Source organism: Deinococcus carri (assembly GCF_039545055.1).
In the GTDB taxonomy this organism is placed as follows: Bacteria; Deinococcota; Deinococci; order Deinococcales; family Deinococcaceae; genus Deinococcus; species Deinococcus carri.
In genome coordinates, this window is record NZ_BAABRP010000009.1 from 111,761 (window position 1) to 133,234 (window position 21,474).

Annotated in this window: 20 protein-coding genes; 11 read left to right on the forward strand and 9 right to left on the reverse strand. The window is 69.5% G+C overall.

Features of this window, described 5'->3' with window-relative positions; all coding sequences use genetic code 11:
- Positions 1–31 precede the first annotated feature (31 nt).
- Entirely contained in the window at positions 32–292 is a 261-nt protein-coding gene (locus tag ABEA67_RS12460; RefSeq protein WP_345465584.1) for a hypothetical protein, read from the reverse strand.
- A 61-nt stretch (positions 293–353) separates the two neighbouring features.
- Positions 354–773 carry a secondary thiamine-phosphate synthase enzyme YjbQ gene (locus tag ABEA67_RS12465; RefSeq protein WP_345465639.1) on the reverse strand — a complete coding sequence of 140 codons (420 nt, stop codon included), beginning with the start codon at positions 771–773 and terminating at the stop codon, positions 354–356.
- 118 nt (positions 774–891) lie between these two features.
- Between ABEA67_RS12465 and ABEA67_RS12470 the strand changes: the two genes are divergently transcribed.
- Positions 892–2,265, forward strand: coding sequence for a DUF4403 family protein (locus ABEA67_RS12470; RefSeq protein WP_345465587.1), 1,374 nt, complete (start codon positions 892–894; stop codon positions 2,263–2,265).
- Here the strand turns inward: ABEA67_RS12470 and ABEA67_RS12475 are convergent, their stop codons facing one another.
- From ABEA67_RS12475 to pgeF, 5 genes are all read right to left on the reverse strand, one after another.
- Positions 2,266–2,877: a histidine phosphatase family protein gene (locus ABEA67_RS12475; protein ID WP_345465589.1), complete on the reverse strand. Its 612-nt coding sequence runs from the start codon at positions 2,875–2,877 to the stop codon at positions 2,266–2,268.
- 5 nt (positions 2,878–2,882) lie between these two features.
- Positions 2,883–4,130 (reverse strand): type IV pilus twitching motility protein PilT, encoded by a 1,248-nt coding sequence (locus tag ABEA67_RS12480; RefSeq protein ID WP_345465592.1) that lies wholly within the window; start codon positions 4,128–4,130, stop codon positions 2,883–2,885.
- 77 nt (positions 4,131–4,207) lie between these two features.
- Positions 4,208–6,880 (reverse strand): ATPase, T2SS/T4P/T4SS family, encoded by a 2,673-nt coding sequence (locus tag ABEA67_RS12485; protein WP_345465595.1) that lies wholly within the window; start codon positions 6,878–6,880, stop codon positions 4,208–4,210.
- Positions 6,881–6,939: 59 nt separating this feature from the next.
- A complete protein-coding gene (locus tag ABEA67_RS12490; protein WP_345465598.1) occupies positions 6,940–7,440 on the reverse strand; it encodes a YqeG family HAD IIIA-type phosphatase in 501 nt (166 codons plus the stop codon).
- Positions 7,437–8,204, reverse strand: a complete 768-nt coding sequence (gene pgeF, locus ABEA67_RS12495; RefSeq protein WP_345465601.1) for a peptidoglycan editing factor PgeF — start codon at positions 8,202–8,204, stop codon at positions 7,437–7,439. The genes ABEA67_RS12490 and pgeF overlap by 4 nt, the downstream gene beginning before the upstream one ends.
- 166 nt (positions 8,205–8,370) lie before the next feature.
- Here pgeF and ABEA67_RS12500 point away from each other — a divergent pair, with 166 nt between their 5' ends.
- The 9 genes from ABEA67_RS12500 (at position 8,371) to ABEA67_RS12540 (ending at position 14,901) form a co-directional block, all read left to right on the forward strand.
- Complete coding sequence (locus tag ABEA67_RS12500) at positions 8,371–9,156, forward strand: enoyl-ACP reductase FabI (RefSeq protein WP_345465603.1); 786 nt, start codon at positions 8,371–8,373, stop codon at positions 9,154–9,156.
- A gap of 89 nt (positions 9,157–9,245) precedes the next feature.
- A complete protein-coding gene (locus tag ABEA67_RS12505; protein ID WP_345465606.1) occupies positions 9,246–9,677 on the forward strand; it encodes an isochorismatase family protein in 432 nt (143 codons plus the stop codon).
- A gap of 31 nt (positions 9,678–9,708) precedes the next feature.
- Positions 9,709–10,203: an NUDIX hydrolase gene (locus ABEA67_RS12510; RefSeq protein WP_345465608.1), complete on the forward strand. Its 495-nt coding sequence runs from the start codon at positions 9,709–9,711 to the stop codon at positions 10,201–10,203.
- Between the two features lie 105 nt (positions 10,204–10,308).
- Entirely contained in the window at positions 10,309–11,193 is an 885-nt protein-coding gene (locus ABEA67_RS12515) for an acyltransferase (RefSeq protein ID WP_345465610.1), read from the forward strand.
- Between the two features lie 7 nt (positions 11,194–11,200).
- Positions 11,201–11,770, forward strand: coding sequence for a 5-formyltetrahydrofolate cyclo-ligase (locus ABEA67_RS12520; protein ID WP_345465613.1), 570 nt, complete (start codon positions 11,201–11,203; stop codon positions 11,768–11,770).
- Between the two features lie 9 nt (positions 11,771–11,779).
- The gene (locus tag ABEA67_RS12525) at positions 11,780–12,364 is read left to right on the forward strand and encodes a DinB family protein (protein ID WP_345465616.1); all 585 of its coding nucleotides are present in this window, start codon (positions 11,780–11,782) and stop codon (positions 12,362–12,364) included.
- A gap of 14 nt (positions 12,365–12,378) precedes the next feature.
- The gene (locus tag ABEA67_RS12530) at positions 12,379–12,837 is read left to right on the forward strand and encodes a DUF488 domain-containing protein (RefSeq protein WP_345465618.1); all 459 of its coding nucleotides are present in this window, start codon (positions 12,379–12,381) and stop codon (positions 12,835–12,837) included.
- Between the two features lie 118 nt (positions 12,838–12,955).
- Positions 12,956–13,696, forward strand: a complete 741-nt coding sequence (locus ABEA67_RS12535) for an SRPBCC family protein (protein WP_345465620.1) — start codon at positions 12,956–12,958, stop codon at positions 13,694–13,696.
- Positions 13,693–14,901, forward strand: a complete 1,209-nt coding sequence (locus ABEA67_RS12540) for a zinc-dependent alcohol dehydrogenase (protein WP_345465622.1) — start codon at positions 13,693–13,695, stop codon at positions 14,899–14,901. Before ABEA67_RS12535 ends, ABEA67_RS12540 begins: the two co-directional genes overlap by 4 nt.
- A gap of 123 nt (positions 14,902–15,024) precedes the next feature.
- Here the strand turns inward: ABEA67_RS12540 and ABEA67_RS12545 are convergent, their stop codons facing one another.
- The gene (locus tag ABEA67_RS12545; RefSeq protein ID WP_345465624.1) at positions 15,025–15,879 is read right to left on the reverse strand and encodes a hypothetical protein; all 855 of its coding nucleotides are present in this window, start codon (positions 15,877–15,879) and stop codon (positions 15,025–15,027) included.
- Positions 15,880–16,008: 129 nt separating this feature from the next.
- On the opposite strand from ABEA67_RS12545, the gene ABEA67_RS12550 reads away from it, so the two are divergent.
- Entirely contained in the window at positions 16,009–17,088 is a 1,080-nt protein-coding gene (locus tag ABEA67_RS12550) for a PilT/PilU family type 4a pilus ATPase (RefSeq protein WP_345465626.1), read from the forward strand.
- A 110-nt stretch (positions 17,089–17,198) separates the two neighbouring features.
- Here the strand turns inward: ABEA67_RS12550 and dnaE are convergent, their stop codons facing one another.
- Complete coding sequence (dnaE, locus tag ABEA67_RS12555) at positions 17,199–21,179, reverse strand: DNA polymerase III subunit alpha (protein WP_345465628.1); 3,981 nt, start codon at positions 21,177–21,179, stop codon at positions 17,199–17,201.
- Positions 21,180–21,474: the final 295 nt, after the last annotated feature.

Here is a 21,474-nt window from a genome sequence, read left to right on the forward strand (position 1 = left end):
GGAAACCCTCTCCCGCCCCGCGTCCTCTGCCTCACGCCCGCTGGGGGAAGGAGAGGTGGCCCTCGAACTGCCAGAGGTTGAACCTCCGGGGCTTTTTCTCGACGAGCGTGCCGTACATCAGGCCGTGCTGGGTGCTGACGTGGACTTCACAGCGGCCACTGTTCAGGTGGCAGGCCGCCCGCAGCGCCACGATGTCTGCCGTCAGGGCCTCACTTCGCTGCGCGCCGGACTCCGCGAGAATGGTCAATCGTTTGGTGTCGCTCACGCGGTACTTGCCCTGGAGAGTCAGCATACCCCAGGGTACGCGCTGCGCCAGGAAGAGATTCCCTTCCGCGTTGCAGAGCCTGGCCCGCCTACTCCCCCTGAAGCGTCAGCACCAGCCGCCGCGCGCCCCCGCCCTCGCGGTGTTCGCAGAGGTAAATGCCCTGCCAGGTGCCCAGCGCCAGCCGCCCCTCCCGCACGGGCAGCGTCAGGGTGGGGCCGAGCAGACTGGCCTTGATGTGGGCGGCCATGTCGTCCGGCCCCTCCAGCGTGTGCTCGAAAGCGGGCCAGCCGTCGGGAATCAGGTGGTTGAAGAAGCGCTCGAAGTCGCGCCGCACGTCGGGGCTGGCGTTCTCGTTCAGGGCCAGGCTGGCGGACGTGTGCTGGATAAAGATATGCAGCAGGCCCACCCGCACCCGCGCGAGTTCGGGGACCGCCGCCACCACCTCCCGCGTGATCAGGTGAAAGCCGCGCGGAAGGGGGCGGAGACGCAGGTCGTGTTGTGCCCACATGGACTGTGCCGACATGGAAAGAGGGTAGTGGGAAGTGGTCAGTGGTGAGTGGGAAACGCACCCCCTCATCACTCATCCCTCAACCCTCATCCCTTCCGTTTACTCTGCTTCCCACGCCATGCGACGCCTTCTCATCCCCGCCCTGTCCACTGTCCTGATGACCGCCTCCCCCGCCACGGCCCTCTCGTCCCTCACGCTGCCGCTCACTGTGCCGCTCGCCGGGGTGCAGCAGGCCGCCAATGCCCGCGTGCCGGGCGAGTTCGCGCGGCTGGACGAAACGCGCGAGTTCCTGGGCGGGCTGCTGAGTGTCAAATTGACCGGCACGGTGACGCGCGCCGGACACGTGACCGTGAGGCCGACGCCGGAGGGGGACGCGCTGCTGGTGAGTGTGCCCATCCGCGCGGCCTTCCGGGCCGAACCCGCGGGCCTGGGGTCCTTTCTGGCGCGGGATTTCGGCGGCGCGGCGACCGTCAGCCTGCGGGTCGCGCCCTTCGTCACGCCGGAGTGGGAGGCGGGGGCGAAGGTGACGGGCGACTACACCTGGACCGACCCGCTGAGCGTGGAACTCACGCAGGGGGTGAAGGTCAGCGTGCAGTCGCTGGTCGACGGGCAGGTGCGCGCGCAGCTCGACCGGGTGGCGGCGGAGGTGGCCAAGGCCGTGCGCGAGGGCGCGAACCTCCGCACCCGCGCGGGCACGCTGTGGGCACGCGCGCAGCAGCCCTGGACCCTCCCCACCCCCGACCCCGCCTATGCCCGCGTGACGCCGCGCAGCCTGACCGTCAGCCCCCCACGCTTCACGCCGGACGCGCTGAAACTGACGGTGGGGGCAACCTTCGACCTGAAGGCCGGGCTGGGGCGGGCACCCGCGGTCCCGGCCACGCCGCTCCCGCCCCTGAAGGTCGCCGCGCCGCCGCCCGCCGGGGTGGACCTGCGGGTGCCGGTGCGGCTCCCCTACCCCGAACTGTCGCAGGCGGCCACCCGCGCGGCGGGCGAGCGAACCTTCACGTTGCCGCTGCCCCTCTCGCCCACCCTGCATGTGGACCGCGTGACGGTGACGCCGCGGGGCACCCGGCTGAACGCCGCCGTGACCGTCACGGTGTCCGGCCCGCTGGGCCTGCGCGTGCAGGCGACGGCGGATGTGGCGGGAACACCCACCCTGGACCCCACGGGCCGCGTGGTGACGCTGAGCGGCGTGACCGTCACCACCCGCCGCGAGGGACTGACCGGGCGTGTCATCGGCTGGCTGGCCGACGAGCGGGCGCAGGCGGAGCTGACCCGCGCCACCCGCTTCGACCTCACGCCCCAACTGGAACGGGCCAGGGGACAGGTGCAGGCCCGGCTGCCCTTCACGCCCGCGCCGGGGGTGCGCCTCGCCGGAACGGTCGGTCCCCTGCGGCTCACGGGGCTGAACGTCACGCCGGACGCGCTGGTCGTCACCGCCGCCGCGACCGGGCAACTCCAGGCGACGGTGGACGCGGGGGCCGTCAGGTGATCAGGGAAGGAGGACGGGCCGGAAGGGGCCACCCGCGGTGCTGGCCGTGAGTTCGCGGTCCCGCACGCGGTAGATCACGTCCTGCGGGTGGCTCAGGGCCAGGGCCTGCTCGGGGGTCAGGCCCAGCAGGTGCAGCCGCAGCAGCCGCCCGATCATCTCGTGCGTCACGAGCAGCACCGGGCCGTCCCCCGCCTCGCGGATGGTCTGAAGGGCGCGGGCCGCGCGGGGGGCCGCCGTCTCGTAGCTCTCGCCACCGGGCAGTACGGTGCGGTACTTGTCGCGCTCACGGGCGGCGGCCAGCTCGGGGAAGCGGGCGACCCGCTCGGCCCTCAGCAGCCCCGCGAGGTCGCCCGCGTCCACCTCCGCCAGATCGTCCAGCACCGTGAGGGGCACCTCGCGCCCCTCCAGCACCCGCTCTGCGGTCCGCCGGGCGCGCCCCATCGGGCTGGTGTAGGCCCGCGCGAGGGGTACGCCCGACAGGGTGAGCGCGTGCGCCCTGGCCTGCTCCAACCCCAGCGTCGTCAGGGGGGAATCCAGCCGGCCCTGGGGGCGGCCCTGCACGTTCCACTCGGTCTGGCCGTGGCGCAACAGGTAGAACGTGGGGCCGGACATGCGCCTCAGCGCCGCCCGAAGGGATTCCCGGTCCCGGTGGTGGGCGTGGTCGCGGTGCCGCTGCGGCCCATGTCGCCGGTTCGCCCGCCGTCGCGGCCCAGGCCCGCCCCGCCGGCCGTGGACTGGGCCGGGTGGGCCGGGGCGGCCGGGGGCGTGTAGGTGGCTCCCCCGGTGCCCGCGCTCGCGTCGTTGGCGAGGCGAGCGAACTCCTTGGGGTCCACCGCGCGCTCGACGCCGGTGTCGTAGCTGATGACGCGGCGGCGGTAGAGGTTCGCCAGGAAGGCGTCCATCGTGACCATGCCCTCGCGCGCGCCGGTCTGCATGGTGGAGACGATCTGGTAGGTCTTGCCCTCGCGGATCAGCGAGCGCACGGCGGGCGTGGCGATCAGGAGTTCGTAGGCCAGCACGCGCCCCGGCCCGTCGGCGCGCGGCAGCAGCTGCTGGGTCATCACGGCGACCAGGTTGTTGGCGAGCTGCACGCGAATCTGTTCCTGCTGCTCTTCGGGGAACACGTCCACGATGCGGTCGATCGACTCGGGCGCGGAGTTGGTGTGCAGGGTGCCCATCACCAGGTGGCCGGTTTCGGCGGCGGTCACGGCAGCCTTGATGGTCTCGTAGTCGCGCATCTCACCCACCAGAATCACGTCGGGGGCCTGGCGCAGCGCGGCGCGCAGGGCATCGTTAAAGGACATGGTGTCCGCGCCGACCTCGCGCTGGTTCACGATGCTCTGCTTGTGCGTGTGCATGAACTCGATGGGGTCCTCGATCGTCACGATGTGCAGCTTGCGGGTGGTGTTGATGTGGTCGATCATCGCGGCCAGCGTGGTGCTCTTGCCCGAGCCGGTCGGTCCCGTCACCAGCACCAGGCCGCGCGGCGAGTTGGCGATGTCCAGGATGTTGGCGGGCAGGCCCATCTCCTGCGCGCTGCGAATCTGGGTGGGAATCAGGCGCAGCACGCCCCCCACGAAGCCGCGCTGCATAAAGGCGTTCACGCGGAAGCGGGCCTTTTCGCCCAGCGCAAAGGAAAAGTCCAGCTCGCGCTTTTCCTCGAAGATGCGCTGCTGACGCTCGTTCATCATCGAGTACATCAGCTTGCGGGTGTCGGTCGCGGCCAGCGGCGCGAAGCCGTGCGTCTCGTACACGCCGCTCAGCTTGAACTGCGGGGCCAGGCCAGCGGTCAGAATCACGTCCGACGCGCCCTTCTCGGCGGCCAGGCGCAGGATGTCGGTGATATCGGCGGGGGGCAGGGTCATGGGGGAACCTCCAGGGATGAGGGATGGGGGATGAGGAGGGGCAGAGGGCAGGTGACTCATCACTCGGCCCTCATCCCTTAACTGCTGGTGACGGCCAGCACTTCTTCCAGGGTGGTCAGCCCCGCCAGGGCCTTTTCGATGCCGTCCTGGCGCAGGGTGCGCATCCCGCTCTCGCCCAGGGCCACGTCGCGCAGCTCGGCGGCGGTCTGCCCGGCCCCGATGGCGCGGCGCAGGGGGTCGTCGATCACCATCAGTTCATGAATGCCCATGCGGCCCTTGTAGCCGGTGCCGCCGCAGCGGGGGCAGCCCGAGCCGCGCACGAGCTGCGCGCCGCGCACCTCCGCCTCGCCGATGCCCAGGCGGCGCAGCACGTCGGGGTCGGCGTTGGTGGGCTGCCGGCACTCGGTGCAGACGCGGCGCACCAGACGCTGGGCCAGCACGCCCACCACCGAGGCCGAGATGTTGAACGGCTCCACGCCCATCTCGTCGAGGCGGGTGATCGCGCCGGGCGCGTCGTTGGTGTGCAGGGTGGCGAGCACCAGGTGGCCGGTCAGCGCCGCCTCGGTGGCGATCTTGGCCGTCTCGGTGTCGCGGATCTCCCCCACGAAGATGATGTCGGGGTCCTGGCGCAGGAAGGCGCGCAGGGCGCGGGCAAAGGTCATCCCCGCCGCCGTGTTCACCTGCGACTGCACGATGCCCGGAATCTCGTACTCGATGGGGTCCTCGATGGTCGTGGTGTTCTTTTCCGGGCGGGCGATGCGCTTGAGGGTGGAAAAGGAGGTAAAGGACTTGCCCGACCCCGTCGGCCCAGTGATCAGGAAGATGCCGTTGGGCTTTTCCACCACGTCCAGATACCGCCCGAAGTTGTGCTCGGAAAAGCCGAGCTGCTCGACTTCGGGGATGTTCTCGGCCTTTTGCAGCAGGCGCATCACGGCCTTCTCGCCGTACACGGTGGGCAGGGTCGAGAGACGCAGGTCGATGTCGATGCTGCCCTTGCGGAAGCGCACGCGCCCGTCCTGGGGAATGCGCCGCTCGGCGATATCGAGATTGCCCATGATCTTGATGCGGGCCAGGACACTCTGGGCACTGCCCTTGGGCAGCTCGGGCTGCTCGCGCAGCACGCCGTCCACGCGGTAACGCACCCGCAGCGAGGTGGCGGTCGGCTCGATGTGGATGTCCGACGCTTCTTGCAACGCGGCCTCGCGGATCAGGTTGTCCACCACGCGCACCACGGCGTTGTCGTCCAGGCCCGCCGAGAAGTCGAGTTCGGCCTCGCGGGTGGCCTCGCGCTTGCTGGACTGCTTGGCGAGTTCCTGGTTGAGCGCCGCCATGTCCTTGTTGCCGAAGTAGCGCTCGATCAGGCGGACGATGTCCTTTTCGGCCATCACCGCCGGCACGATCTCGCGCCCCGTAATCAGCTTGAGGTCGTCCAGCGCGAACACGTTGCGCGGGTCCTTCATGGCGATGACCAGCGCCTCGCCCTGGAGCCGCACCGGCACCACCGCGTAGCGCCGCGCGGTGGCCTCGGGAATCATCAGGGCGACCTGCGCGTCGGGCGGGTTCTGCACCGGGTCGAGGTACTCGTAGCCGAGCTGCGCGGCCAGCGAGCGCGCCAGCATCTCGGGGCTGATCTTGCCCGACTGCACCAGCGTGTCCTCCAGGCGGCCCCCGCCCGCGTTCTGCTTCTGGAGGGCGGCGTCGATCTCGTCGGCCCCCGCGAAGCCCAGCTCCACGATCACCTCGCCCAGCGGCTTGACCTTGCCGCCGCGCGCCTGCACCTGGAGGGCTTCGCGCAGCTGCGCGCGCGACAAGCTGCCCTGCTGGACCATCTGCTCGCCCAGGCGGCCGCGCTGCGGGTAGTAGCGCTCGATCAGGCCCTCCAGATCGCGCGGCTTGGCGAGCACCAGTTGCACGGGCCGTCCCAGCAGCGCCTCGATCTCGCCCAGGCGGCGCGGGTCGGTGGCGATCACGGTGATGCCCTGGTCGGTCTCGTCCACCGGCACGGCGGAGAGGCGCAGCGCGTCGGCACGCAGCAGGCTGCCCAGCACGTCCTCGGTGGGGTGGAAGTCGCGGGGATTGCGCAGGTACACCGCGCCCGCCTGCTCGGCCAGCACCTCGTAGAGCTGGTCTTCCGTGATGACGCCCTGGGTCACCAGCGTGTTGCCCAGCGCCTCGCCGGTCTGCTGCTGCGCGTCGAGCGCCACCTGAAGCTGCGCGTCGGTCAGCATGCCGCGGTCCATCAGCCGCTCGCCCAGCTTGCCGCCGCCCCGGCTGCCGCCGGTGTCGCTGGGCAGCACGGGCGTCAGGCCGAGTTCAGGGTAGTAGGTGGCGATGGACCACTGCACCTGATCGCGCAGGGCCTGATACGGCTCGATGTTCAGGCCGCTGTCGTCCTCCAGCGCCTCCAGCGCCACGCTGGACAGGGGGTCCACCAGCGCCACCCGCAGGGTCTGGCCCTCCAGCGCGAAGGGAAAGGCCTGCACCTGCTGCGCCGTCTCCGCACGGATGGCCGAGAGCGCCCCCGCCTCGGGCGTCACCACCAGCAGGTTCACCAGCGGAATCCCCAGTGCCTCCTCGATGGCGCGCGCGATGCGCTTCTCGCCCACCTGCCCGGAGTCGATCAGGATGTCGGCCAGTCGCCCGCCGACCTCCGCGTGGCGCACCAGCGCCTTTTGCAGGTCCGTGTCGTTGACGTACCCCTGTTCGAGCAAAATTGCGCCCAGCCGCCTGTCACCAATCGAGAGTGCCACCGTTTGCCTCCATTCTCCGCACCTGCGTCATTGCCTCGTCGCTCCCGCGCGCGCCGCGCTCAGGGCTTCCAGTCGTGTCCATACCTTCTCAGCACCGTGCGCTCCAGCCGCCGCGTCACGCGGGTGTGCGGCAGCGCATTGACCGTCAGGGGCCGCACCAGGATGGTGTGCATCCCCGCCAGATTGCCGCCCAGCACGTCGGTGAACAGTTGATCGCCCACCATGCCCACCTGCCACGCGGGCAGGCCCAGCGTCTCCAGCGCCCGGCGAAAGGCGCGCGGGTTGGGTTTGCCGGCCATCCCCACGCCCTCGAAGCCGAGCTTCTCCACCCAGAAACGGGCGCGCCGGCTGGTGGCGTTGCTCAGCAGGTACAGCCGGATACCGGCCCGGCGCAGCTCCGCCGCCCAGCCCATCACGTCCGCCCGCTCCTCGTAGCTGCCGTAGGGAATCAGGGTGTTGTCGAGGTCCAGCAGCAGCCCCCGCAGGCCGCGCCCCGCCAGGAACTCGGGGGTGATGTCGTGGATGTGGTCCAGCACGTCGCGCGGGCGCAGCAGGCTCATGCCTCCCCCCCCCGCCCGGCCGGGACAGGCGGCAGCCCAATGACCGCCCACATCCGCCCAGTGCGGCCCGCGTCGCGCCGGTACGAGTAGAAGTCGGCCTCGGTGGAGCAGCGCCCGCTGACCCAGACGTGTTCGGGGCGCAGGCCCACCGCCAGCAGCACGGCCCGGTTCGCGCCCGCCAGGTCGAGATGGGATTGCCTGCCGCTCTCCAGCATGAACGCTCCCAGCCCCGCTTCCCGGAAGCCGCGGGCCACGTCCGCCCCGACTGGGTACTGCTCGCCGCTGATGCCGGGGCCGACCGCCGCGCGGATGTGGGCCGGCGTCGCGCCACGTTCCACCATCGCCTCCACCGTCCGCGCCGCGATGCGCCCCAGCGTGCCGCGCCAGCCTGCGTGGGCCGCCCCGACCACCCCGGCCTGCGGGTCGGCCAGCAACAGCGGGTAGCAGTCGGCGGTGCCGATGGCGAGCAGCAGCCCCGGCTCGGTGCTCACCAGGGCGTCCCCTTCCTGCACGCCGGGCGAGGCCTCCCGCACGTCGTTGCCGTGGACCTGATTCAGGCGGGCAAGCCGCCCCACACCGAAGCCCAGCGCCTCCGCCACCCGGCGGCGGTTCTCGGCCACGGCCTGCGGGTCGTCCTCGCGGTCGTCGAGATTCAGGCCCGCGTAGGGTCCCTGCGACACGCCCCCGCCGCGCGTGGTGAACGCGTGCGGGACGGGCAGGACCGGGGAACGCAGGAGCATCAGGCGGTCAGTATCTCGCGTCATCTCTCACCGGATTCTGACGCGTCAATCCCCCGGTGGGGGCAGAGAGGCGGATGGCAGAAGGCAGAAGGCGGATGGCAAAAGGCCGGGAAAGCCCGCGCCACCCACCTTCTGCCTCTTTTGCACCCGCTTCAGCAGTCCTGGCCCTGCCGCTGCTACAGTCGCCCCCATGAGCGTAACCGTTGACCTGTCCAGCAAGACCGCCCTGGTGATGGGTGTCGCCAACGCCCGCAGCCTGGGCTGGGCCATCGCGGAGCAGCTTCTCGCGGCGGGGTGCCGCGTGGGCTTCTCGTACCAGGGCGAGCGCCTCAAGCCCGAGCTGGAGAAACTGACTGCCGGGCGGGACGGCACCTGGATCCAGCAGGCCGACGCGACGAGCGAGGACGACCTGACCGCCCTCTTTGCCCGCGTCCGGGACGAGTTCGGGCACCTGGATTACCTCGTCCACTCCATCGGCTTCGCGCCGCGCACGGCGATGGAGGGCCGCTTCCTCGACACCACGCCCGACGACTGGAACACGGCCCTGAACGTCAGCGCGTACACGCTGGTGAGCGCCGCGCGGCATGCCGAACCGCTGCTGCGCGAGGGCGGCAGCATCGTCAGCCTCACCTACCACGCCTCGCAGCAGGTGGTCCCCAAGTACAACGTGATGGGCGTGGCGAAGGCGGCCCTGGAGGCGGCCACCCGCTACCTCGCCTCCGAGCTGGGCGCGGCGGGCGTGCGCGTGAACACCATCAGCGCCGGGCCGATGCGGACCATCGCCGCCCGCTCCATCCCCGGCTTCGGCACCATGTACGAGAAGGCCGCCCAGAGTGCGCCCCTGGGCCGTAACGCCACCCCCGAGGAGGTCGGCGGGCTGGCCCTCTTCCTGCTCAGCGACCTGGGCAGCGGCGTGACCGGGCAGACGGTGTACGTGGACGCCGGGGCCAGCATCATGAGCATGAAGGTGGAGTGAGGGGGGAGGGACGCGGTGCGCGGTACGCGGTGGGGTCCAGTCTTTCCCCGCGTACCGCGCACCGCGCCCCACGCACTATCATCCCCCCCATGACCCTCACGCCCACCGCCCTCGTGCTGCTGACCGCCCAGCGGCATCACCTGGAGGACCATCCGGCGGAACAGGCTGTGTCGCAGGCCTGGCAGGCGCAGGTGAGGGCGGCGCGGGCGGCGGGGCATCTGGTCGTGCATGTGCAGTGGGACGGCGCGCCGGAGACGCCGTTCGAGACCTTCTCGCGCGGGTGGGTGCTGCACCCCGACTTCCGCTCGGAGGCGAACGACCTCCCGGTGCGGGCGGCCGGACCCGACGCCTTCGCGGGCAGCGCGCTGGACGCCGAACTGCGAGGCCGCGCCGTGCGCGAACTGCACCTGCTGGCGCTGCCGGGGTCGGACGTGCTGCCCGCCACCGAGACGGCCGCCCGCGCCCTGGGCTACGAGGTGCGGGTGCTGGAGGCGCTGCCGGAAACGCTGGGCACGGTCTAACGCAGGACGGACAGCGTTAGTCTCTCCAGCGATGCCCTACCAGCCCATCCTCGGCACGCTCGGCTACGTCCTCTCGCCTGACCGCCGGGAGGTGCTGCTGCTTCACCGCGATACCCGTCCGGGCGACCACCACCTGGGCAAGTACGTCGGGCTGGGCGGCAAGCTGGAGCGCGACGAGAGCGTCACGGCGGGCCTGCGGCGGGAACTGCTGGAGGAGGCGGGCATCACCGCCACCCGCATGAGCCTGCGGGGCACGCTGAGCTGGCCCGGCTTCGGCCAGAATGGTGAGGACTGGCTGGGCTTCATTTTCCTGATTGAAGCCTTCGAGGGCACCCCGCCGGCCGCCAATGCGGAGGGCACCCTGTCCTGGCAACCCCTGGCCCGGCTCCTGGGCGGCGAGTTGCCGCTCTGGGAGGGAGACCGGCTCTTTCTGCCGCTGGTCTTTGACGACGACCCCCGCATGTTTCACGGTGTCATGCCCTACCGGGACGGCCACCCGGCAGGCTGGGACTTCGAGCGGCTCTGACCTGTCTCCTCTGGCCCACCCCCTCTGGCCCGGCCCTGCCTAGACGTTTTTAGAAACCGCTTTAAACTCTAGTGCGGAAGGCGGGCGGCGCGCTACAGTGCGCACGTGACTTGGCTGAAGCCGGTGAGCATCGACGCGAACGCGCAGGCGGCGTACAGCGAGTTTCTGCGTGACCTGGAGGCCAGGCTGGCGGACCCGCGGACGGACCGGAACGTGCTGGCCCGCGAGGTGCTGGCCCAGGCCATGTACGGGCGCGAGTACGGGCAGCTCCTGGCCGACGCGCCGCTGGCCGCCCTGAACCTCGACGCGCGCAACGTGACCTTCGAGGCCGAGTACTACATGGCGACCGACGCTTCGAGGTTCGCGCAGGTCAAGCCGCTGCTGTGGCTGTGGAAGAACCTCGACCTGACGCCCACCGGCCAGAATCCGGTGCTGGGGATTCCCGTGCGCCGTCTGCTGGCCGAGCGCATCTTCAAGCGGGTGGGCCGCAACTTCAAATGCTGGCAGAACGTGGAGTTCTCGGTGGGCTACAACATGGAAGTCGGGGACGACGTGGTGGTCCACCGCCACGTGCTGCTCGACGACATCGGGGGCATCGAGTTGCAGGACGGGGCTTCCGTCAGCGACTACGTGAACATCTACAGCCATACGCACTCGGTGCTGGACGGCCCCGACGTGACCCTGCGCCGCACGGTGATTGGCCGGGGCGCGCGCCTCACCTACCACTCGACCATCCTGGCGGGCAGCGTGGTCAGCGACGACGCGATGCTCGCCACCCACGCCCTGCTGCGCGGCGACATTCCGCCGCACGGCATCGCGATGGGCGTGCCCGCCCGCGTCACCCGCTACAAGCTGCGCGACCCGCAAGAGTACAGCGTGGACGCCCGCACGTGGCCGCACGAGCCGGGCCGCAAGGCCAATCCCGCCTTCCCCGACCCCACCCCCAGCCAGACCCGCAAGCCCACCCTGGAAGAGACGGGCGAGGGCTGAGCCGAACTTGACGGGGCCGCTCACTGCCGGGGCCTGCCGCGAGGCGATGTGGAACCGGCTGGCCGCCACACGGGCGGTGAGCTACCCGCTGCCCCCCCACGGCCACCACCCCAACTTCGCGCGGGCCAGGGACGCGGCGCGGCACCTGCTGGCGCACCCCGAGCTGGCAGGCGTGCGCGTGCTGGTGGCAGGGCCGGAGCGGGTGTTGCTGCCGCTGCGCAAGCTCGCGCTGGAGGCAGGCCTGACGCTGTACGTGCCGCACCAGAAAAAAGAAGGCTGGTACTGGCGGCTCACCGAACTGGCGGGCGCGCAGCTCAGCCGGATGGCGGCGGTAGGCGAACCGCGCCTCCAGCCCGAGGGCGCGCAGGCCGCCGTCCTCGCCTGCGTGGCGGCGGACCGTCAGGGCGGGCGGCTGGGCAAGGGCTTCGGGTGGGGCGCGCGGGGGTTGAAGCTGGACCTGCCCGAGTACACGCTGGCACATCCGCTGATGCTGCTGGACGGCCTCCCCTGCCCCGCCGACTCGGTGGTCCGGTTGATTAGCACGCCGGGTGGCGTGGTGACGCCGGGAAAACCTTAGACTGAGTTCATGACCAAGCGCAGCAAGGTGTTCGTGCCCGCCGTCGTGACGGTGGCGACGGTGGGGGTTGCCGCCGGGGCCGCCTACGTGGCCCGCAACCACAAAGGCGACGTGAAGGAGTTCTTTGTGGCGCAGGGGCTGGAGCGGCCCGCCGGGCGCATGAGCTACACCGACCTGGGGCAGGGGCTGGAGCGCGGCGGCGTCTTCCTGGCGCAGCGGGCCACGCGGGCCGCCGACACCGACGCCAACCGCGCGGTCCTGACCCATATCATCGGCATCGAGCGCTGGGGGCAGAACCGGCTGCGGGCAGCGCTGGGCCAGCGCGCCTTCGAGCGCGACGAGCATCACCCCTACAAGCCCGGCGCGGGCACCACCCTGCGCGAGCTTCAGAACCTGCTGTCGCAGACGCGCGCACAGACGGTGGACCTGGCCCGCCAGCTCCACGCCGCACCCCCCCAGGACGACCTGAAGGTGGAACACAACGGCCTGGGACCGCTGACCCCCAAGGCCTGGCTGCGCTACCTGACCCAGCACGCCGACCTGGAAAGCCGCAAGCTGCGCGGGGCCAAGGACCTCAAGGCGCTGGGCGAGTAGGCCATGAACCGCGCATGACCCTGTCCACCCTCCTCACTCTCGGCTATGAAGAGGCCGACCTGGACGCCTTTCTCGCCACCCTGGAGGAGCACGGCATCACGCTGCTGGTGGACACCCGCGAGCGTGCCCAGAGCCGCCGCCGGGGCTACAGCAAGACCGCGCTGGGGCAGGCACTGGCGGAACGCGGCATCGGCTACCGCCACCTGCGCGCGCTGGGCACGCCGCCCAGCCTCCGCAAGGAGTACCGCCTCAGCCACGACTTTGCCCTGCTGGAACGCGGCTATCACGCCCACCTCGCCACCCAGGGCGAGGCGCTGGCGGAACTGGGGGCACTCGCCGCGCGTGAGCGGGTCTGCCTGCTGTGCTACGAGGCCGACCCCGCCGCCTGCCACCGTTCCCTCATCGCGCGGCGGCTCCAGGTGCTCGGACTGGTGGGCGCGGTGGAGCACCTGCACGTCCCGCCCCATTCCTGACCTACCCCGGCCTTGACCTTCCCTTGAGGGCTTGTCCATACCGTAACAGGGGCACACTTTGGCCGGGCGCGGAACGGGTCGAATGGGCCATGTTGACTTTTTCCCTGTGGGGGTGCCCATGACAGCCGACCTGTCACCGAACAGCCCGTCGCCCCGGCCTTACCGGCAGCACAGCACCGAATCCCTGCTCTCGCCCACCGAGCGCGGGGTGATGGGGGTGCTGGGGCTGGCCGCCCTGACGCTGAGCCTGCGCGGCGGTGCGTTGGAACGGCTGCTGCTGGGGGCAGTGGGCGTGGGGCTGGCGGGCATGGCCGCCACCGGGACCAACCCGCTGGCGACCGCCCTCAAGATTCGCCAGAACGAGGAGGGCGACACGCTGGTGAGTGACGCCATCACGGTCGGGAAGTCGCCCGAGGACCTCTACGCGGTCTGGCGGAATCTGACCAACCTGCCGCTGCTGATGCGCCACCTCAAGTCGGTGGAGGTTCTGGACGAGCGGCGCTCTCGCTGGACGGTGCCGGGGCCGGTGGGCGACGTGAGCTGGGAGGCCGAACTCACCGCCGACGAGCCGGGACGCCGCATCGCGTGGCAGTCGCTGCCCGGCGCGGCGGTCGAGAACAGCGGCGAGGTGCTGTTCCGGCCCGCTCCCGGCGACCGGGGCACCGAGATCCGGGTGAACCTGGCCTACCGGGCACCCGGCGGCACCACCGGCGCGGTGATTGCCCGCCTCACCGGGCAGGAGCCTTCGCAGCAGCTCCGCGACGACCTGTTGCGCTTCAAACGGGAACAGGAACTGGGGTACTACCCCACCACCGAGGGCCAGAGCAGCGGCCGCGCCGCGAAGGGGGGACAGCAGTGAAGGCCGTCGTCTGGCAGGGCACCAACAAGGTGGGCGTCGAGCGCGTGCCCGACCCCACCCTCATTCTTCAGACCGACGCCATCGTGCGCGTCACCTCCACCGCCATCTGCGGCTCGGACCTGCACCTGCTCGACGGCTTCATCCCCGGCATGGAGCGGGGGGACATCGTGGGGCACGAGTTCATGGGCGAGATTGTGGAGGTGGGCCGCGACGTGCGCAACGTGAAGGTGGGCGACCGGGTGGTCGTGCCCTTCAACCTGGCCTGCGGGGTGTGCGACCCCTGCCGCCGGGGCTTATTTAGCGCCTGCGACAACTCCAACCCCGCCCCCAACGCGCGGACGGTGGAGGCGCTGTACGGTGCGATGAGTCCCGGCGGCCTCTTCGGCTATACCCACATGTTCGGCGGATACGCGGGCGGACAGGCGCAGTTCGTGCGCGTGCCCTTCGCGGACGTAGGGTGCTTCAAGATCGAGTCCGACCTGCGTGACGAGCAGGTGCTGTTTCTCACCGACATCTTCCCCACCGGCTACCAGGCCGCCGAGCAGTGCGGCATCGTGCCCGGCCGCGACGTGGTGGCGGTGTTCGGGGCGGGGCCGGTCGGGCAGTTTGCGGCCCGCAGCGCCCTGATGCTGGGCGCGGCCCACGTGATCGTGATCGACCGCGTACCCGAGCGCCTGGGGATGGCCGAGGCGGCGGGCTGCCAGGTGATCAACTACGAGAAGGAAGACGTGCTGCTCGCCCTGCGCGACGCCACCGGCGGGCGCGGCCCCGACCACGTGATCGACGGTGTGGGCCTGGAAGCGCACGGCCACGGTCCCGGCGCGCTGCTCGACACCGCCGAACAGAAGATGCGCATGAGCTTCGACCGCATCACCGCCGTGCGCTGGGCCATCCTGAGCTGTGCCAAGGGCGGCACCGTCAGCATGCCGGGCGTGTATGCCGGGCTGGTGGACAAGTTCCCGCTGGGCGCGGCGTTCGGCAAGGGCCTGACCTTCCGCCTGGGCCAGACCCATACCCACCGCTACGTGCTGCCGCTGCTCGACCGCATCCAGTCGGGCCAGATCGACCCCAGCTTCGTGATCACCCACCGCGCCTCTCTGGACGAGGCCCCGGAACTCTACAAGACCTTCCGCGACAAGCACGACGGCTGCGTCAAGGTCGTCCTTGACCCCTGGGGCCAGCCCGGAGAGGTGCAGAAGGTCTGATGCGGTTCATCTATTAGGGGGAACCCGACCGCAGGGAAAAGCAAAAGGGACGGATTGCGGGCAGAGCAAGAGGCGGGCACACTGGCTCCCGCCTCTTGCTCTGTGTCCAGTTCCCATCCTGGCCTAGCGCCGGGCCGCCTGCTGCCACAGCTCGCTGGTGCGGCTGCGCTGGGGAGCGAGCAGATGCGTGACCTGCTCGCCCAGGCCGGCCCACAGCCACAGCGCGCCGCCCGCGGCCAGACCGCTCAGCATGACGGCGGGCATCAGCAGCGCCCCGTGCGCCGCCAGCACCTGCTCGACCGTACTCAGCATCTTCTCGGAGGGCGCGCGGGTGACCATCTGCACGGGCAGCAGGAACAGGCCGATGCCCAGCAGCACGGCGGCCAGCACCCGCAGCGGCGTGGAAACGCCCCGGTGGAGGCTGTGGAGGCCGGGGGCCTGTGCTGTCTGGGCTTGGGCCGTCTGGGCTTGGGCCGTCTGGGAGGCCTGGGCCGTGGCCGCCCCCATCCAGCGCACCCAGCGGCCCAGCGCCGACCAAACCAGGGCCACGACCGGCGCGACCAGCAGCAGCGCAAACAGACCCGTGAAGGCCGAGTACACGCCGGGCCGCAGGTTGTGCCAGGGGCCGGGCGAGGCCCAGTTCAGCGCCCGCTCGACGAAAAAGGCCAGCAGGCTGCCCAGCAGCAGCAGGCGCAGCGCCCACGCGAACCCGCTGAAGACGCGCCGTGCCCCGGCTGCCCGTTGCGGCAGCGCCCGCAGCCAGGCCCACAGACTGAACGACAGCCCGGCCCCGCACACGCCGGCTCCCATTAGCAGCGCCTCGAACGCCGCGACCATCAGGGCGGTGTCGTCCGGCCATTCCAGGTGGGGCAGGTAGGGCCACAGCGAGGTCAGGAGCACCAGCGAGAGCAGCGCCAGCCCAGCGGCCCATCCCCCGGCCAGCAGCAGCCCCAGGCCCTGAGACGCAAAGGGTTTCATGTGGGTCAAGTATAGGAGGAGGCGCGGCCAGATTTCGCCGCATCTCCCGCATCCTCCCCGAGTCCCGGCCGCACAGCACAGCCCGCCGTGCAGCAAAACTGTAAGAGGGGGCTGCGTAGAGTCGGGGGCATGAGCGTCTTGCAGGCCTTACTCGGTGTCATGGTGAAGGCGGGGGCCAGTGACATTCACCTCCGGGTCGGGAGTCCCCCCGCCGCCCGCGTGAACGGCGACATGGTGCGCTTCGGCGAGGACCGGCTGCTGCCCGACCACGTCGAGGGGTTCGCCCGCGAGATGATGACGCGCCCCGGCCTGTGGGAAGAATTCCTCGCGCGCCGAGACAGCGACTTCGCCTACGGCGTGTCCGGCCTCGCCCGCTTCCGGGTCAATGCCTACTACCAGCGCGGCACCATCGGCCTGATCATGCGCGTGATCGAGGAAAAGCCGATTCCCAGCTTCGCGGAACTGGGCCTGCCCCAGGCCACCTTCGAGGCGCTGGGCGCACACGAACGCGGGCTGGTGCTGGTGACTGGCCCCACCGGGTCGGGCAAGACCACCACCCTGGCCTCACTGATCAACCACATCAACACGACCAGCCCGGTGAACATCGTCACCCTGGAAGACCCCATCGAGATCCTGCACCGCGACAAGCAGGCCATGATATCCCAGCGCGAACTGGGCAGCGACACCCTGAGTTTCGCGGCGGGGCTGCGCGCCTCCATGCGCCAGGACCCCGACGTGATCCTGATCGGCGAGATGCGCGACAAGGAAACGGTGGAAGCCGCCCTCTCCGCCGCCCAGACCGGCCACCTGGTCTTCAGCACGCTGCACACGCTCGACGCCATCCGCACCGTGAACCGCATCATCGACTTCTTCGCACCGCACGAACGCGACCAGATTCGCCTGGGCCTCTCGGAGAGCCTGGTGGGCGTGGTCAGCCAGCGCCTGCTGCCGCGCAAGGGCGGGGGCCGGGTGCTGGGCATGGAAATCCTGCTGGGCACCCCCACCGTCCGCGAGTGCATCAAGGACGCCGACCGCACCGAGGAAATCAAGCAGGCCCTGCAAGAAGGCGGCCTGCACGGCATGCACACCTTCGACCAGCACCTCGCCGAGCTGGTCAAGGAAGACCTGATGACCGAGGAGGACGCCCTGCAATCGGCCACCAGCCCCCATGAACTCAAGCTCTCGCTGATGCGCCACCAGTTCGCGTAGAAGCGGAGCAGGGACAGGACAGAGGGAAGGCGGGCCGGAAGGTCCGTTTTTTTTCCTGCTGCGGGCTGCCACAGAAGAGGAGAGGGCCAGCTACGCCCTCTCCTCTTCCGTCACGCCTGCATTCCCCGCCCCTTGTTCATCCACGCGGGCGGCTTGGGCGCGAAGCGGCTCAGAATCGTGCCCTGGTCGTAGGCGAGGTAGGCGTCGGCCCAGGGGAAGGTCTGGTTCAGCGCCCGGATGGCGTCACTGCTTCCCATGTTGTGGTCGAGCTGGTAGACCACGAACTGCTCGGGGGTTTCCAGGCGCAGGTAGGTGGGCATGGACCCGGCGTGTTCGTCCAGCACGCTCTGGAACTCGCCCACCGCGTCGGGCGTGGCCGTTTCCAGGTCGATGGTCACGTACATGACCTTGGGCACCTCGCCCAGTTGCTCGACGCTGACGACTTCCTCCGCGATGGCGCGCAGACCGCCATCTTCCGATTCCAGTTCCACGATCACCAGGGCAGGCGTGTCGTTGACCAGCTTCTCGTGGATACGGTCGTAGGCGCGTGAAAAGGCCACCAGCTCGGTCTGCCCCGACTCGTCCGCGAGGATGAAGCGGGCCATCATGCCGCCGGACTTGGTGGGCTTCTTGACCACGCTCTCGATCATGCCCGCCAGCACCGCCTTGAGGCGCTTGCCCGGCGCGACGTTCTGCGTCTGGAACCAGGTGTCCAGGTCGGAGATGCGGCAACTGGCCGCCTCACGCAGCCCCTCGTGCTGTTCCAGGGGGTGCCCGCTGATGTAAAGACCCAGGGCTTCTTTCTCGATGGCGAGGCGCTGGAGGTCGGTGTAGGCCTCGACGCCCGCGCGGAGTTTGGGTTCGGGGGCCGTCTCGTTCATGCCGAACAGGGCGTCCATGCCGCTGTTCGCCATCGCTGCCGCGCCCTGCGCCCAGGCCATCGCCTCTTCCAGGCTCTCCATCAGCTGGCAGCGCTCCCCGAAGCGGTCGAAGGCCCCCGACTTGATCAGGGATTCCATCGCCTTGCGGTTGCAGACCTTGTTGCCCAACCTTGAGCAGAAGTCGGCCAGCGACTTGAACGGCCCGCTCTTCTCGCGTTCCTCCAGAATCCGCTGCACCGCGCCCTCGCCCAGGCCCTTGATGGCATACAGGCCGAACAGAATCTCGTCGCCCTGCACCGCGAAGTCGGGCGCGGAACGGTTGATGTCGGGGGGCAGCACCCGCACGTCCATCTTGCGGGCGTCAGAAACGTACTCTGCGACTTTATCGGAATCGCGGCGTTCTACAGTCAGAAGTGCCGCCATAAACTCAACAGGGTAATTTGCTTTCAACCATGCGGTCTGATAAGTAATTACACCATACGCGGCACTATGACTCTTATTGAATCCGTAGTTCGCAAATGCGTCCAGCAAATCAAAGAGTTTATTCCCCTCGTCCTTGGGAACACCGTTCTTTTCCGCACCCTCCACGAAGATCTGCCGCTGCCGCTTCATCTCCTCGGCGTCCTTCTTGCCCATGGCGCGCCTCAAGAGGTCGGCCCCGCCCAGGCTGAAGCCCGCGACCTCGGAGGCGATCTGCATGATCTGTTCCTGGTAGACGGGGATACCGTAGGTTTCGGCCAGGATCTTTTCCAACCACTGCGCGGAGGTCGGGAAGCCGTCCTTGACGTAGTCCACCTCCTCGACGCCGTGGTGGCGGCGGACGTAGGTGGGGATGTTCTCCATTGGGCCGGGGCGGTACAGCGCCGAGAGGGCGATGATGTCCGCAAGGCGGCGGGGTTTCAGGCGGCGGGAGGCGTCCGCGATGCCCGCCCCTTCGAGCTGGAACACGCCCTTGGTGTCGCCGCGCGAGAGCAGCTCGAAGGTCTGCTCGTCGTCGAAGGGGATGGTGTCGAAATCCATCTCGATGCCGCGCGACTCGCGCAGGATGCGCCGGGCTTCATCCAGGAAGGAGAGGGTGCGCAGCCCCAGGAAGTCCATCTTGATCAGGCCGATGTCCTCCACGGCCTTCATGTCGTACTGGCAGACCATGCCCTCGCCGCCAGAGTCGCGCATCACGGGCACCAGGTCGGTGAGCTGGGTCTTGCCGATCACCACGCCTGCCGCGTGGACCGAGGCGTGGCGGGTCAGGCCTTCCAGTTTCTGCGCGAATTCATAGGCTTCGAGCAGTTGCCCGTCCTCCGCGAGCATCTGCTGAATATCGGGCACGGATTCGCGGGCCTGCTCCAGGCTGTAGCTCTTGCCGAACTTGATCGGAATCAGTTTGCTGACCTTGTCCACCTTGGCGTATTCCAGGCCCATCACGCGCGCCACGTCCTTGAGGCACGCCTTGGAGGCCATCGTCCCGAAGGTAGCGATCTGGGCCACCTTGTCGTCGCCGTACTTCTGCTGCACGTACTGGATGACCTCGCCCCGGCGCGCGTCGTTGAAGTCGATGTCGAAGTCGGGCATCGAGATGCGGTCGGGGTTCAGGAAGCGCTCGAACAGCAGCTCGAACTCGAGGGGGTCGAGGTTGGTGATGCGGATGGCGTAGGCGACGAGCGACCCTGCGCCCGACCCACGCCCCGGCCCCACGCTGATGTCCTGATCCTTGGCCCAGTTGATGTAGTCCGCGACGATCAGGAAGTAGTCGGGGAAGCCCATGTTGTTGATCACCGAGAGTTCGTACTCGGCGCGGCGCAGGATGACCAGGGCGTGACGGTGGTGGGCGCGGGTGGTTTCCTCGTCGTCGGCCTGCGGGTCGAGTTCGATGGCCGTGTCGCTGTCCTTCTGCCTGGCCCGGCGGCAGTCCTCGTGGGCGTAGGCGAGGAGTTTCCCGGCCTCGGCCTCAGCTTCCATCTGTTCCAACGCGGGGTAGGGCGTGTACTTCTCGCCCGCCGCCTTGCCGCGCGCCTCCCACTCGCTGCCCATGAAGGCGAGCAGGGTGAGGAGCGTTTCGAGGTCGCAGGTTGTGGCGTCGCAGCCGCTGACGCGCGCCAGCACCTTCGCCCGGTCCTCCGCGCCCAGGGCCTCCAGCGAGCGGGTCGCGTAGTCGCGCAGCAGCCCCTCGGTCGCGTGGCCGGGATAGCGCTTCACGGTGCCGCGGTAGGTCTGCACCCGCAGTTCCTCGGCCATCGTGCGGCCCTCGGGGATGGGCAGGGCGGGCATCTGGTACACGCGCTTCTTGCCCACCGGCAGGTCCACGTTGCACATCTCCGCGATGCGGGCGGTGTTGTCGAAGGGTTCCTCGCCCCACTCGGACACCGGCAGGGCCGCCTGCATCTCGTCCAGGCCCTTCACGTAGAACTCGTCGCAGGGGAACTTGAAGCGGTTCTCGTCGGCCAGCGTGGCCTTGGTCTGGATGGCAAGGAGCGTCTCGTGGGCGGTGGCGTCGGTCTTCTTGACGTAGTGGCCGTCGTTGGTAGCGACCATGCCGATGCCCAGTTCCTGCGCCCAGGCTTTCAGGATGGGGTTGTTCCTCTTCTGCTCGGGCAGGCCGTGGTCCTGAATCTCGATGAAGTAGTTCTCCCCGAACAGGTCGCGGTACCACAGCAGCCGCTGTTTCGCCTCCTCCTCACGCCCCTGGAGCAGCAGTTGCTGCACCTCCGACCCCAGGCAGCCCGAAAAGGCAATGACCCCTTTGTGGTGCTCCCGCAACAGCTCGTGGTCGATGCGGGGCTTGTAGTAGTAGCCTTCGGTGTAGCCGCGGCTGCTGAGGCGGCAGAGGTTCTGGTAGCCCTCGAAGTCACGGGCCAGCAGGGTGAGGTGAAAGATGCCCTTCTCGCCGTCCTGGCCGCGGGTGCGGTCGCGGCGGGTGCCCACGCCCGGCACCACGTAGGCCTCGTAGCCGATAATCGGCTTGACCCCCATCCCCACCGCGTAGTTGTAGAAATGCACCGCCCCGTGCATGTTGCCGTGGTCGGTCATGGCGAGGGCGGGCGGGCAACCCTCGGGCGTGACCTCCTTGGCCCACTTCAGCAGGTCCTTGAGCTTAGCCGCGCCGTCGAGGAGGCTGTACTGGGTGTGCTGGTGCAGGTGCGCGAACTTCTTAGGCCCGCAGCAGGAGCCGTCCGGCAGGTGAATGTGAGGTTGAGAGGCGTCGGCGGCGGTCATGCCCAGAGCATAAGGCGGGGGCGCGGGCAGGTCAGTGGCGAAAGGGCTTGACGGGCTGAAACCTGTGCCACTGCTGACAAAGGACGCCCTTCAGCGCGGCTTTTCAGGTGGCTCCGGCCTCTTTGTTCTGAAGACCCGTTGCGCAGTAGCTGAATGGGCAGCGGGGCGACGGCGCACGTCGCCCCGCTGCCCGGCCTCTGCCTTCAGAGGGTGGGCAGGTGGAGTCGGCGTTGCCAGCGGAGGTTGACGAGTCCAGCGACACAGCCCCAGATCACACCGTGCCGTGAGGGCTGGT

Excerpts from the sequence above, each read along its gene's own strand:
- ABEA67_RS12460 (WP_345465584.1), bottom strand. The coding sequence starts at position 292 with ATGCTGACTCTCCAGGGCAAGTACCGCGTGAGCGACACCAAACGATTG.
- ABEA67_RS12465 (WP_345465639.1), bottom strand. The coding sequence starts at position 773 with ATGTGGGCACAACACGACCTGCGTCTCCGCCCCCTTCCGCGCGGCTTT.
- ABEA67_RS12470 (WP_345465587.1), top strand. The coding sequence starts at position 892 with ATGCGACGCCTTCTCATCCCCGCCCTGTCCACTGTCCTGATGACCGCC.
- ABEA67_RS12475 (WP_345465589.1), bottom strand. The coding sequence starts at position 2,877 with ATGTCCGGCCCCACGTTCTACCTGTTGCGCCACGGCCAGACCGAGTGG.
- ABEA67_RS12480 (WP_345465592.1), bottom strand. The coding sequence starts at position 4,130 with ATGACCCTGCCCCCCGCCGATATCACCGACATCCTGCGCCTGGCCGCC.
- ABEA67_RS12490 (WP_345465598.1), bottom strand. The coding sequence starts at position 7,440 with ATGAGCCTGCTGCGCCCGCGCGACGTGCTGGACCACATCCACGACATC.
- pgeF (WP_345465601.1), bottom strand. The coding sequence starts at position 8,204 with ATGACGCGAGATACTGACCGCCTGATGCTCCTGCGTTCCCCGGTCCTG.
- ABEA67_RS12500 (WP_345465603.1), top strand. The coding sequence starts at position 8,371 with ATGAGCGTAACCGTTGACCTGTCCAGCAAGACCGCCCTGGTGATGGGT.
- ABEA67_RS12505 (WP_345465606.1), top strand. The coding sequence starts at position 9,246 with ATGACCCTCACGCCCACCGCCCTCGTGCTGCTGACCGCCCAGCGGCAT.
- ABEA67_RS12510 (WP_345465608.1), top strand. The coding sequence starts at position 9,709 with ATGCCCTACCAGCCCATCCTCGGCACGCTCGGCTACGTCCTCTCGCCT.
- ABEA67_RS12525 (WP_345465616.1), top strand. The coding sequence starts at position 11,780 with ATGACCAAGCGCAGCAAGGTGTTCGTGCCCGCCGTCGTGACGGTGGCG.
- ABEA67_RS12530 (WP_345465618.1), top strand. The coding sequence starts at position 12,379 with ATGACCCTGTCCACCCTCCTCACTCTCGGCTATGAAGAGGCCGACCTG.
- ABEA67_RS12535 (WP_345465620.1), top strand. The coding sequence starts at position 12,956 with ATGACAGCCGACCTGTCACCGAACAGCCCGTCGCCCCGGCCTTACCGG.
- ABEA67_RS12545 (WP_345465624.1), bottom strand. The coding sequence starts at position 15,879 with ATGAAACCCTTTGCGTCTCAGGGCCTGGGGCTGCTGCTGGCCGGGGGA.
- ABEA67_RS12550 (WP_345465626.1), top strand. The coding sequence starts at position 16,009 with ATGAGCGTCTTGCAGGCCTTACTCGGTGTCATGGTGAAGGCGGGGGCC.
- dnaE (WP_345465628.1), bottom strand. The coding sequence starts at position 21,179 with ATGACCGCCGCCGACGCCTCTCAACCTCACATTCACCTGCCGGACGGC.